Origin of the sequence: Oscillatoria salina IIICB1 (genome assembly GCF_020144665.1) — a bacterium.
GTDB lineage: Bacteria > Cyanobacteriota > Cyanobacteriia > Cyanobacteriales > SIO1D9 > IIICB1.
Genome location: NZ_JAAHBQ010000138.1, coordinates 1 through 13905 on the forward strand (window position 1 = coordinate 1; position 13905 = coordinate 13905).

Here is a 13905-nt window from a genome sequence, read left to right on the forward strand (position 1 = left end):
CACTGGCTGCTAGTTAGATGATTTTCCCTAAATACTAATTGTGGTCGCATTTGAAGCGCGTAGGCGAAGCCCCTCGAAGAAATCGCGACTATTTGGTTTACTGTTGGTTCTTTTTCATTGTTTGTAGTTGCTGCCAGAGAAATTCTACTTCTGCCTGCAAGTGTAAATATTTTATCTGTTGGTCGGTTTGATAGATGGACTTCATCATTTTTTCCATCGCTTGGCGATCTTTGGTTGGTACTGGGCGAGAAATTGTAGATGTAGACATTGACATTCTCCCTAATTGATGTTCATTATCTCTGCTTGCTGATACCAGTCTGTAATTGTATCTGAGAAAAGCGACTTCGGTGGTATCAAGATTTTTTATGAATTGGCGAGTGGGGACTGGGGACTGGGTTTACCTTATCAGTGAATGCGTACGGTGCATTTACCAGTTACCAGTTTATCCTCCTTGTCTTTCCCCTCCTCCTAATCCCCAGTCTCTAATCGTGGGTGCTAATTTTAAGCGAGCAAAATAATCTTTCAGATCGGTGGCGACTTGTCCGGATAAAAGGAAACAGCCGATGATGTTGGGAATTGCCATTGCGAGAAGCATCATGTCGCTGAAGTCGATTATCGATCCGAGGTTGGCGATCGCGCCGAGAAAGAGGAAACTTAGAAACATCAGTTTGAAGACGATTAGGTTACGCTCTCCAAACAAATATACCCAAGCTTTTTCGCCAAAGTAACTATGGGCAATAACTGTACCAAAGGCGAAGGAAAAGACAACCACGGCTAAAATCAAGGGAAACCAACTGACGACTTGTTCAAAAGCGGCTGCGGTGATTTCGATTCCGTTTAAGCTTTCTGAACTACCGTAAACTCCTGAAAGCAAAATTACCATTGCGGTACAGTTACAAATGATTACGGTGTCGATGAATGGTTCAATTGAGGCAACAATTCCTTCTCGAATTGGTTCGTCGGTACGAGTTGCTGAATGGGCGATCGCGGTTAATCCTAAACCTGCTCCGTTGGAAAAGGTACTGCGACGTATTGCTTGTACAATTACGCCTATTACACCTCCACCTACTGCTTGAGGTGAAAATGCTTCTTGGATAATCTGACTCACGACGCTAGGAATAAGGTTGAGATGCAGGCAAATAATCGAGAAACAACTGAGGATGTAGACTATTACCATTAAGGGTAATAGACGGCTGGTAACTGCGGCGATACGTTGAATACCGCCGATAATCACTAATCCGACTAAAAAGGCGATCGCGATTCCATACAACCAGTCATAGTTTTGCAACCCAGGAATCAGATAAGAAATAGCCGCGAAGGATTGATTTGCCTGAAACATATTTCCGCTACCAAAACAAGCGAAAATTGCGAAAATCGCTAACAAGATTGCTAATCCTCTTCCTCCGCCTGCTAGTCCCTTTTCTGCTAATCCTTGACTCAGGTAGTACATTGGACCACCTGCAACTGTGCCATCTGGGTTGACAGAACGATATTTTTGTGCTAATACACATTCAATAAATTTCATCGACATTCCCAAGATGGCGGCTAAAGTCATCCAAAATACAGTACCAGCACCGCCGAATTGAATAGCGATCGCTACTCCGGCAATATTCCCTAAGCCCACGCTTCCTGATAAAGCAGTAGTAAACCCTTGAAAATGCGAGACTTCCCCGGATTTTTCTGGACGATCGTATTTCCCAGAAAGTACCTCCACTGCGTGTTTCATCCCCCGCAGGTTAATGAAACTCAAGCGCAAGGTAAAGAAAATACCTCCACCAATCATCCACAAAACGATGAAGGGTATGCCCCCAACCTCAAAGAAAAATACTTGCTCGATCGCCGCGACAATTGCCGCAAAAATTCGATCTACTTTCGAGAGTATGTCAGTAGAGCTATTTACTACTACAGTTGGCTCCCGAACTGACACTGTTGATAAAATCGCTAATGTTTTCCTTAGCAATGGCAAAATTGTTAAACTTGATTTAATTATCTTTTAAATTTATATACAATATCTTGCTCCCTCTGGCAAGTTGTGATACCAATCGCTAGTAACCAATTAAGAAAGCGCATTCTCAGGCGGAGAAGACTGAACTTCAGTTATCATCATCGTAAAGTAGATGAAATAGATAACAAAGTTGATGGTTACACTTAAAGGCTATCGCATAAACGACAAAATCTATGACGGAAACAAAACCCTAGTCTATCGTGGGATTAAAAAATCAAACCAGAAACCGATCGTCGTCAAACTATCCAAAAGCGAGTATCCCACCTTTTCCGAACTAGTAAAGTTCCGCAATCAGTACATCATTGCCAAAAACCTCAACCTGCCTGGGGTTATCTCCTTCATCAGCCTAGAAAAGTACCGCAATGGTTTTGCACTGATAATGGAAGACTTTGGTGGTATCTCCTTAAAAGAGTACGCCAATTCCAGAAACCTGAGCCTAGAAGAAATACTTAATATAACGATCGCGATCGCCAAAAGTTTAGAAGGACTTTATTCTCATCGGATCGTTCATAAAGATATCAAACCGTACAATATTTTAATTAATCCCCAAACTAAGCAAGTAAAACTAATAGACTTCAGCATCTCCTCTCTTTTACCCAAAGAAAATCAGGAAATTCAAAATCCTCACGTCCTAGAAGGAACTCTAAATTATATATCCCCCGAACAGACGGGACGAATGAACCGAGGTATTGATTATCGCACCGATTTCTATTCCCTAGGAGTAACCCTTTACGAACTACTAACCAACCGACTACCCTTCCAATCAAATGACCCAATGGAATTAGTTTACTGCCATCTGGCTAAACAACCAACTCCTCCCATTGAAGTCAATCCAACCATTCCCCAAATGGTTAACGACATCATCATGAAATTGATGAACAAAACCCCGGAACAAAGATATCAAACTGCTTTTGGAATCCGCTCCGACTTAGAAAAATGTTTAGAAAGATGGCAAACAAACGGTCAAATTGCCCCATTTCTCTTAGGACAAAGAGACATTTCAGACCACTTTTTTATTCCCGAAAAACTCTACGGTAGAGAAACAGAAGTTTTCACCTTGCTAGCCGCTTTTGACCGAATCAGTCAGGGAACCACCGAAATGATGCTAGTAGCAGGCTTTTCGGGAATTGGGAAAACAGCCGTAGTTAATGAAGTCCACAAACCCATTGTTCGCCAACGCGGTTACTTTATTTCCGGTAAATTCGATCGATTTAAAAAGAATACTCCTTTTTCTGCCTTAGTGCAAGCATTCCAGAATTTAATGCGGCAGTTACTAACAGAAAGTAACTCATCTCTAGCGGAATGGAAAACCAAAATCTTATCAGCACTAGGAGAAAACGGACAAGTAATTATCGATGTTATTCCCGAACTAGAAACAATCATCGGCAAACAGCCAGAAGTCCCAGAACTCCCCCCTACCTCTGCCCAAAATCGTTTCAATATCCTATTTGAAAAATTCATTCAAGTATTTGCCACCAAAGAACATCCCCTAATTATTTTCTTAGATGACTTACAATGGGCTGATTCCGCCTCATTAAAATTAATTAAACTATTAATGACCGGAGCAAAAATCGGCTACTTTTTACTTTTAGGAGCCTATCGCGATTGCGAAGTTAATCCAAGTCATCCCCTGATATTAACATTAAATGAAATCCGGTCAAATCACGCCACAATTAATCAAATAACCCTCGCACCATTAAATGTATCCGATCTAAATCGTTTGATTGCCGACACCTTAAATTGTCCTTCCGAAAGATCCTTACCCTTAACTGAATTAGTGCATCAGAAAACTAATGGCAACCCCTTTTTCACTAATCAGTTTCTTAAATTTCTACATCAAGATGGCATAATTTCTTTTGATTTTAATTCTCGATCCTGGCAGTGTGACATTGCCCGTGTCAAGTCATTAGCAGCCAGCAATGACGTAGTTGAATTTATGGCTGCCCAATTGCAAAAATTACCAGAAAAGACTCAAGAAGTTTTAAAACTAGCAGCTTGTATTGGCAATCAATTTGACTTAGATAAGCTAGCAATTGTTTCTGAAAAATCTCAGGCAGAAACAGCAACAGATTTGTGGTTAGGATTACAAGAAGGTTTAGTATTACCCCAAAATGAAATTTACAAATTCTTCCAGGATGAGCAATCATTCAGTAGTCAGTCAGCCATCACCAACGAACTGAAAAAAATAACAATTTCTTACAAATTTCTGCACGACCGAGTCCAGCAAGCCGCTTATTTTCTAATTCCCGAAGAACAAAAAAAGTCCATACACCTGAAAATTGGACGACTACTTTTGAGAAATATTCCTCTAGAATCACGAGAAGAAAATATTTTTGAAATTGTTAACCAGTTGAACACGAGCATCAGTCTTATCATTCATCAAGATGAACGAGATGAACTAGCACAACTAAATTTAATTGCGGGTAAAAAAGCATTAGCGGCAACAGCTTATGCTGCTGCTGTTAAGTATTTAAACACAGGAATAGAGCTTTTAGCCCCTGATAGCTGGAATAATCAATATCATCTCACACTAGCCTTATATGAAAAAGCTGCTGAAGCAGCTTATCTCAGCACTGATTTTGCCCAGATGGAGCAATTAGCTGACATAGCGCTCGACCGTGCAAAATCGCTTTTGGACAAAATAAAAACCTATGAAATCAAAATTCAAGCTTATACAGTACAAAACCAACTTTTAAAAGCAGTGCAGACAGCTTTATCAGTAGTTAAACTGTTAGGAATTAACTTTCCCAAAAAAACAAGTAATTTGAAGATTTTGCTGGGCATGCTGGGAACAAAGTTAACTTTAGCTCGGAAAAGTCCAGCCGATTTCATTAATTTACCCAGGATGAGCGAGCCATTACATTTAGCAAGAATGCAAATTCTCTTAAGCGTCCATTCTGCTGCTTATATAAGCGCTCCTCAATTGTATCCGTTGATTATATTTAAACAACTAAAACTCTCAGTTAAATACGGTAACACTTCTGGCTCTGTAGTTGTTTATGCTACTTATGGGCTAATACTTTGTGGCATAGTCGGAGACATTGAAACTGGTTATAAATTTGGGCAGCTAGCATTAAATTTGTTAGAACGTTTAAATGCCAAAGAAGTCAAAACTAAAACCTTATTTCATGTCTATAATTTTATCTTTCATTGGAAAGATCATGCCAAGGAAGGAGTAACACCTTTATTGGATGCTTATTGCAATGGACTGGAAACAGGAGATTTAGACTTTTCTGCTTATTCAATTCACCAATACTGTTTTCGTTTATATGCTATCGGTAAAGAACTAACCGAACTTGCCAAAGAAATGGCGACTTACAACGATGCAATAGTTAAACTCAAACAAGAAACTGCCCTTAATTACAATAAAATTTATCATCAAGCAGTTTTAAATTTAATTGGCAACTCAGAAAACCCTTGTATTTTAAACGGCGAAGTGTATGACGAACAGAGAATGCTGCCAATTCATCTGTCCGCTAATGACCAAATTGCTGCTTACAATTTATATTTCAATAAACTTATCCTCTGCTATTTATTTGCCGATTATGTACAAGCAATTGAAAGCGCCGAAAAAGCTGAAAAAAATCTAGAAGCGGTGGTAGGTTCACCTTTTGTTCCTCTATTTTATTTTTACGATTCTTTATCTCGACTGGGGTTATATCTAAACAGGACAAAACTAGAGCAAAAACAACTGCTCGCTAAGGTGCAAGCTAATCAGAAAAAAATGCGGAAATGGGCAAAATTTGCCCCGATGAATTACCTGCATAAGTTTTATTTAGTAGAGGCAGAACGCTATCGAATTTTTGGTCAAAATCTCAAAGCAATGGACTGTTACAAACGTGCTATTGCTGAATCTCAAAAACATGAGTACGTCAATGAAGAAGCTTTAGCTCAAGAATTAGCAGCTAAATTTTATCTTGCTTGGGGTTTCCAACCAATTGCTCAAACTTATTTAATTAATGCTTATTACGCTTATGCTCGTTGGGGAGCAAAAGCTAAATTGAAGGATTTAGAAAAACGTTATCCTCAATTACTGACTCCTATAGTTAACCGCGAGACTAACTTAGATACCAGGGAGACTCTTTTCGAGACGATAAAAGGAACTGTTACTTCTAGTAGTAATAATAGTTCGGTAGTTTTTGACTTAGCCACAGTAATGAAAGCCTCGCAAGCTATCTCTGGGGAAATTGTCTTCGAGCAATTGTTAAAACAGGTGATGAAAGCGGCGATTGAAAATGCCGGCGCCCAAAAGGGTTTTCTCATCCTAGAAAAAAACGAAAATTGGGTAATAGAAGCAGCAATGGAGTCCGAGGAGATTACTATTTTACAATCGATTCCGGTAGATTCTCTAGAGCCGGCAACTAATATTCCTCGGCTCTCAACAGCGATTGTTAACTATGTGGCTCGCAGCCACGAAAATGTGGTCTTGAATAATGCCACGGATGAAGGACAATTTACTCGCGATGCTTATATTATCGCCACTCAACCGAAATCAATTCTCTGCATTTCTCTTCTCAATCAAGGGAAATTAGCTGGGATTCTTTACTTAGAAAATAATTTAGCTATTGGTGCATTTACTCCGGAACGAGTCGAAACTTTAAAAATTATTGCGGCTCAAGCTGCTATTTCGATAAAAAATGCCTATCTCTACGAACAATTAGAAGATTATAACCGAACTTTAGAGCAAAAAGTGGCAGAACGCACTCAAGAATTATTGCACACTGTCGAAATTCTTAAAGCTACCCAATCAGAATTAGTCATCGAAAATTCTCTGCTCAGAAGTGCCGAAGAACCTTCAAGTTATAATTACCAAGTAGGGGGAAGTTTGCCGCTCGATGCACCTACTTATGTGGTACGCTCGGCAGACAGACATTTATATAAAGCTTTAAGATTGGGGCAGCTTTGTTATATCTTGAATACTAGACAAATGGGGAAGTCTAGCTTGTGCGTTCAAATTCTGAAAAAAATGCAAGCAGAAGGGTTTGCTTGTACGGCGATCGATATTTCTGTAATTAGCAGTCCAGAGACAAGTTTGGAGCAGTGGTATGCAGGTTTTACTTATCTTTTAGTTAGTGGTTTGAAATTGTCAAATAAAGTCAAGTTTCGTGGTTGGTGGCGAGAACATGAATTCTTGTCGCCGGCGCAGCGTTTATCAGAATTTATTAATGAAGTGTTGTTAAGGGTTATTGAGGAAAAAATTATTATTTTTATCGATGAGATCGATGGCGTACTCGATCTTCAGTTTGATAGTAGTGCATTTTTTAGTATTATCCGTACTTGTTATAACAAACGGGCTGATAGTTCCGACTATCAACGTTTAAATTTTGTTTTGTTAGGTGTGGCGACTCCTTCCCAATTGATTCAAGATAAAAACGGTACTCCTTTTAATGTCGGTCAAGCAATTCAATTGAAGGGTTTTCAAGTCCATGAAGCGCAACCTTTACTGCAAGGATTGACTAAACGAGTGAGTAATCCACAAACTTTATTGAAAGAGGTGATTGCTTGGACGGGGGGACAGCCTTTTTTGACTCAAAAGGTTTGTAAGTTGATTTGTAGTGCGGATTCGGCGATTCCGACGAATGAGGAAGCTACTTATGTCGAAGAGTTAGTGCGATCGCAAATTATCGAAAATTGGGAATCGCAAGACCAACCAGAACATTTGAGGACGATTCGCGATCGCTTACTCAGGGATAAGCAGCGTGCGCGAGAATTGCTCAAACTTTACCAACAAATTTTACATCAAGGACAGGTTATGGCGGTGAATAGTCCTGAAGAAACAGAATTGCTGATCTGTGGGTTAGTCGTTAAGCGAGAGGGTTATCTTCAAGTCAATAATCGTATTTATCAGATGGTTTTTGATCGACCTTGGGTCTTAAAGCATTTAAATGACAGCGAAGTTACTACTGAAGTTGGTGAATAAAATTTGTTTGGGGTAGGATTACCCAGCGCTTTTCGCAGAAACTTGATAGCAGAGAGGGAGAAATTTAAAAGCTTTTCGCAGCTTCGTCCAACTATAGCAAGTTATTGCTCATTGGTATATGATTTATGAGAGTATTTACACAAAATTTAGAAAACTTGGCAACATGGTACTAAGAGCAGATTGGCAAGAAATTAGCGATCGCATTTCTCAACTCATTGCCAGAGCATGGCTAGACTCGGATTTGAATGAAAGATTAATTGCTGACCCCAGAAGAACCCTTGAAGAGGAAGGAATTGAAATTCCCGAAGGCGTGGAAGTGAATATTGACCAATCTACTTATAATTGGAGTATTGGTTCGGAAGGGAGTAATGTAGTTTGGCGTATTCCCTTACCGCCAAAACCCGCAGATATTTCCGAAGAACAGCTATCAGCTTGGACGAGAGGCACGCTTGCCCCAGAAATTGAAGCGATGATCCCTGCCTGCTGTTAATTCCTCTGCTATATCTCTGTTTCAAGAAACAACATTGTTTCTCGAAACAGAGGTATAAAGAAGAGCAAAATTTATCAATGCAAGCGTTCTCAACTCATTGCTAGAGCATGGCTAGACTCTGAGTTAAAGGAACGATTAACTCTCGATGTGTTGTAGAAAACAAAAATCATGACTGCAAGTGAACTCACAGGTATAGATGCCAACCAAGTTATAGATGTGGCAGTTGTAGGAGGTGGAGTTTCAGGAACCTATCTTAGTTGGCGGTTAGCTACCTCCAAGAAGTACACAAAAGTGCATCTTTATGAATTGAGCGATCGCCTTGGCGGGCGGCTTTTATCAGTTCCCATGCCCGAAATGCCCCATGTCATCGCCGAATTTGGTGGCATGGGGTTTCTCGGTTGTCAAGAAATTGTTTCTCAATTAGTTACCCACTTAAACATTCCCACCAAACCCTTTCCTGTAGGCAGCCCTAACAACCTTTATTATTTAAGAGGCAAACATCTCTATCAAAGAGAAGAAGACCTCACCAACCAAACAAAAGTCCCCTACAATCTCCGCCAAGACGAACAAGGTATTCATCCCGCAGAACTGACAGCTAAAGCTTTTTTACAACTAATACCCGAACTAAAAAATATCCAACTAGGAGATCGAGCTAGCTTAGAAAAATGGCAGCACCTGCGGGAAACCTGGCAAGTAGACGGTCAATACCTCTACAATATGGCTCTTTGGGAATTATTACTCAAAACCCTCAGCCACGAAGCTTATAAATTTAGTGCCGATACCAACGGCTATTTCTTCTACTACGGTACTTGGAATGCTGCCCAAGCAATAGAAGTACAAATGGTTAACCCAGGTTTAGAAAATCGTAATGCCTGGAATGATGCCAAAACCCTGCAACAGGGATATCAACAATTACCAGAAACTTTAGCCGCCGAATTTCAAAAACACAACGGTCAAATTCACCGGCAACATCGCCTGATTAGTTTTGCACCCTATGGCAATTCCCAAAACCCCTTATTAAAGCTAACTTTTGAAGACAGAACCCAAAAACATCAGGTTACGGTATTTGCCAAACATCTCATTCTCGCCATGCCCAAACGCTCTCTAGAGTTGCTTGACCAAAATAACTTCTTTTTCCGCAATCCTCAATTGCGCCGCAATCTGCAAGCAGTAAGCACAAATCCAGCCTTCAAATTATTTCTCTGCTATCCCTATCCTTGGTGGAGAAAACTGCAAATTGAGGATGGTACATCAATCACCGATTTACCCATCCGTAACTGCTTTTATTTTGGCACAGAAGGCGAGCAAACATGGGGGAAAACTCCACCAGAACCTCAAAATTTAAACTCTTTGATGATGGCTAGTTTCACAGATGGTCATGCCACAAATTTTTGGCAGGTAATGAAAGAAGATGTTAATTCTTCAGATCGAGAATTACTGACAGCTTCGGAAAAGATGGTATTTACTGCCCAACAGCAGCTTAAAGAATTGCATAATTTAGAAGATTTGCCCTCACCCTATGCTGCCTTCTATTTAGATTGGACAAAAGACCCTTATGGCGGCGGATGGCACACTTGGACTCCTCTATGTAAGCCTTGGGAAATCATCCCACAAATCCGTCGTCCAATCCCAGAGCAAAATATTTATATTTGCGGAGATTGCTATTCAAATGTTCAGGGCTGGGTGCAAGGTGCTCTCAATAGTGCGGAAAAAGTGTTACAAGACCACTTCAATTTAACCTGGCCCGATTGGTTAGATAAAGACTATGATTTAGGACCGTGATTCAGCAACCGAGATTCAAACATTGCTTTCATGTAGAAGTAGTAGAACCAGAAGGAGTCTTTTTGCTCTGGGAGCAAGATCCCATATTTTTAACTGGACAAATCTATAAAAATTTAGCTCCTTTATTGGATGGTTCTCGGACGGTAGAAGAGTTGGTTAACTTACTAGCAGATAAAGTGTCTGCACCGGAAGTTTACTATGCTTTAATGCGATTAGAACAACAGGGCTATATTGTAGATGACAAGGGCAATCTACCTCCTGAAACAAATGCTTTTTGGGAGAGTTTGCCTTTAGACGATCGACGAGGAGCTTACTTGCCACCAACTGGTGAAATAGCGGTAACCACCTTTGGTAATATTCCCACTCACTTATTTGTCTCGAGTTTAGAAGCGCTACATCTTCAGGTAAATCAGCAGGGAAAATATCAGGTTGTTTTAACAGATGATTACCTGCGCGATGAATTGGCTAGTTTTAATCAAAAATCACTTCAATTACAGCAACCTTGGATGTTAGTTAAACCTCTGGGAACTGTGGTGTGGATCGGACCAATTTTCCACCCCGGAAAAACAGGTTGCTGGGAATGTTTAGCGCAGCGATTAAGAGCAAATCGGTTTGTCGATGCGTTTATCCAGCAAAGAAAAAAGAAATCTTCTTTTTTTCCGACTTCTAAAGCTGCGTTACCTTCCACTCTGCAAATTGCATTTGGTTTAGCTGCTACAGAAGTGGCGAAATGGATTGCACAAGCAGAAAGTCAACAGTTAGAAGGTGGGGTAGTAACGCTGAATCTCAAGTCGCTCGAAATGGTTTTCCATCAGTTAGTTCCGCGTCCGCAATGTTGCAGTTGCGGTCAACCTCAATTATCCGATCCTACTCGCCCTCCTCTCCCCATCAATTTACAAAGTCGTTCCAAAGCCTTTGTCGAAGATGGTGGATATCGCAGCCTTACGCCAGAAGAAACCTTAGCTCGATACGGACATCATCTCAGTTCGATTACCGGGGTAGTCCGAAATCTCGATCGCCTTTCTCACCCTACCCACTACCGGAATCACACCTATATAGCCGGACATAACTTTGGTTTGATGTTCGACGACCTTTATTTTCTCCGCCAAACAGTCAGGGGACGCAGTGGTGGTAAAGGTAAAACCGCAGACCAAGCAAAAGCTAGCGGTTTGTGCGAAGCGATCGAACGCTATTCTGGCACATTTCAAGGCGATGAAATCCGCATTCGCGCTACTTATCAAGACTTAGGTGAAACAGCGATTCATCCCCATACCTGCCTGAATTTTAGTGCCAAACAATATCAAAATCGACATCTTTGGAACGCAGATTGTCCCCCCCATCAAAAAATACCAGAACCCTTCGATACCTCACGGATAATTGACTGGACTCCTATTTGGTCTTTAACGGATCGAACTTTCAAATATTTACCTACAGCTTATTGCTATTACGGATATCCTCGCTCTGAAAGTCCTGATTGCTGGGCAGATTCTAACGGAGCCGCAGCCGGAAATAATATTGAAGAAGCTATTCTGCAAGGCTTTATGGAATTAGTAGAACGGGATAGCGTTTGTTTGTGGTGGTACAATCGCTTGTTAAGACCAGGTGTAAATTTAGCAAGTTTTGATGACCCATATATTCTGGGATTACAAAAATATTACCGCACAATTGAACGCTTAATTTGGGTTCTCGATCTCACTAGCGATTTTGGCATTCCCACATTTGTCGCTATTTCTAGCACCTTAAATAAAAAAGTTAGTCAGTTATTATTTGGTTTTGGAGCGCATTTTGATGCTAAAATAGCAATTACCAGAGCCTTAACTGAAGTTAATCAAGCACTTACTCCGATTTTAGTAGCACGGGAGGTAAATTCTTCTCTCAACAATAATGAATCGGATCGACTCACTATTGAAGATTGTCCCTATTTTCTTCCCCATCCTACCTTAGCTGAAAAAATTTCTGCTGACTATCCCCAGTTTTGGCATGAAGATTTACTCGATGACGTTTTAACTTGCCAAAAAATTGTAGAAAATAGGGGAATGTCTATGTTAGTGCTAGATCAAACTCGTCCCGATCTTAATTTAAATGTAGTCAAAGTGATTGTTCCTGGGATGCGCCATTATTGGCGAAGATTAGCGCCGGGACGACTTTATAAAGTTCCAGTACAGTTAGGATGGCTCTCAGAACCACTAACAGAAGAACAATTAAATCCTCAGTCAATTTTTTAAGAACTGATATGTCGAAAAATTCTCTACTTTCTTTTTTATCTGGTATATCCTTAGAGCAGCAAAATGAGGTATGGGTACTTTACTATCAAAGTAGTAGCTATTCCACAAACACGCTTTCTTTGCCCAATTGTTCGCCAGGAATATTGCAAGCTTGGCAAGTTCTGTGCGGTAATGGAGGGACGAGGGAACAACTGAGTTCTCTGGTTCAGGAAACTGATGGATTTTCCAAGCTGCCTGAATTTTATTATTATCTGGAACAGTTTGAACGCCTCGGTCTGATCTGTCAAACTTTTTGTGCAGATGGAAAACCGCTAGCAAAAGTGGTTCCTCTTGTAGGAAGAACTATATGGGAAATTCAAGAAGTTTCTCCCGAACAGTCTTATGTTTTGTCGCGGTTTGCTTACTTGCACCGACAGCAGAATCAATTAGTGCTAGAATCACCCCTATCTAAGGTGCAGTTGGTAATAACTGATTGGCGGGGAGGTGCTATTTTATCGGAACTCAATCAACCATGCTCTTATTCTCAGCTATGCCAAAAAATTTCTGGTATTTCTGCAAATGCGGTGCAACAATTCCTCAATTTACTTGATGCTGTGAAGATGCTTTCCGAAGTTAAAATTGAGGGGGAAATTGTCGAAGATAAACAGGACGATCTTGTGCAATGGGAATTTCACGATTTACTTTTCCACAGTAAGGTGAGAACCGGAAGACATCGCCAACCTGTGGGGAGAACCTATCGCTTTTTGGACAAAATTCCCCAACTTCCTGCGATTAAAACCCAGGTGACAGAGAGTAGTATTTCTTTATATAGACCGGATCTTGAAGCGCTCAAAAAAAATGATTTACCTTTTACTTGGGTTTTAGAGGAGAGAAAATCAATTCGAGATTATGGCAATCAACCAATTAGCGATCGCCAATTGGGAGAATTTCTTTATCGTTCCCTCAGAGTGAGAAATATCCTCAAAACTGAAACTGAGGAATTGAGTAATCGACCATATCCTAGTGCCGGAGCTTGCTACGAATTAGAAGTTTATACAATAATTAATTGTTGCGATCGCATTCCTTCTGGTTTGTACCATTACAATCCTCAAGAACATCAACTTTTTTTACTCTCGACTCTAACTTCTCAAGTGGAAACTTTACTCTTAGAAGCAGCGCAAAATAATTTTCAGAGACAAACTCCTCAAGTTTTGATTATTTTAGCGGCTAGATTTCCTAGAATCACCTGGCATTACGAATCGATCGCCTATGCTAGCATTCTCAAAAATGTGGGTTCTGTATTTCAGACTATGTATCTGGTGGCAACTAGCCTTAACTTAGCCCCTTGTGCTATGGGTTGTGGCAATGCCGACTTATTTGCCGATGTGGTAGGAACAGACTACTATATTGAGTCCTCTGTTGGCGAGTTTGCTTTATCTAGCAAGCCTTGAATTTGATTGTTGGGAAATTTAGCCCGATCGCTGATTTTCGTTCCGAGATTCTA

The 13905-nt window shown here is 40.5% G+C and carries 7 protein-coding genes; 5 read left to right on the top strand and 2 right to left on the bottom strand.

The features are described 5' to 3' along the window. Positions 1-97 precede the first annotated feature (97 nt). Both G3T18_RS24400 and G3T18_RS24405 read right to left on the bottom strand, forming a co-directional pair. Positions 98-268 (bottom strand): hypothetical protein, encoded by a 171-nt coding sequence (locus G3T18_RS24400; protein ID WP_224413200.1) that lies wholly within the window; start codon positions 266-268, stop codon positions 98-100. A 174-nt stretch (positions 269-442) separates the two neighbouring features. Further along, the gene (locus G3T18_RS24405) at positions 443-1927 is read right to left on the bottom strand and encodes an alanine/glycine:cation symporter family protein (protein ID WP_224413201.1); all 1485 of its coding nucleotides are present in this window, start codon (positions 1925-1927) and stop codon (positions 443-445) included. A gap of 211 nt (positions 1928-2138) precedes the next feature. On the opposite strand from G3T18_RS24405, the gene G3T18_RS24410 reads away from it, so the two are divergent. From G3T18_RS24410 to G3T18_RS24430, 5 genes are all read left to right on the top strand, one after another. Then, positions 2139-7925 (top strand): AAA family ATPase, encoded by a 5787-nt coding sequence (locus tag G3T18_RS24410; RefSeq protein ID WP_224413202.1) that lies wholly within the window; start codon positions 2139-2141, stop codon positions 7923-7925. A gap of 163 nt (positions 7926-8088) precedes the next feature. Next, positions 8089-8415 carry a hypothetical protein gene (locus G3T18_RS24415; protein ID WP_224413203.1) on the top strand — a complete coding sequence of 109 codons (327 nt, stop codon included), beginning with the start codon at positions 8089-8091 and terminating at the stop codon, positions 8413-8415. A 168-nt stretch (positions 8416-8583) separates the two neighbouring features. Continuing rightward, complete coding sequence (locus G3T18_RS24420; protein WP_224413204.1) at positions 8584-10197, top strand: flavin monoamine oxidase family protein; 1614 nt, start codon at positions 8584-8586, stop codon at positions 10195-10197. Then, positions 10194-12422 carry a TOMM precursor leader peptide-binding protein gene (locus tag G3T18_RS24425; RefSeq protein WP_224413205.1) on the top strand — a complete coding sequence of 743 codons (2229 nt, stop codon included), beginning with the start codon at positions 10194-10196 and terminating at the stop codon, positions 12420-12422. The genes G3T18_RS24420 and G3T18_RS24425 overlap by 4 nt, the downstream gene beginning before the upstream one ends. A gap of 8 nt (positions 12423-12430) precedes the next feature. Continuing rightward, the gene (locus tag G3T18_RS24430; RefSeq protein WP_224413206.1) at positions 12431-13852 is read left to right on the top strand and encodes a SagB family peptide dehydrogenase; all 1422 of its coding nucleotides are present in this window, start codon (positions 12431-12433) and stop codon (positions 13850-13852) included. Positions 13853-13905: the final 53 nt, after the last annotated feature.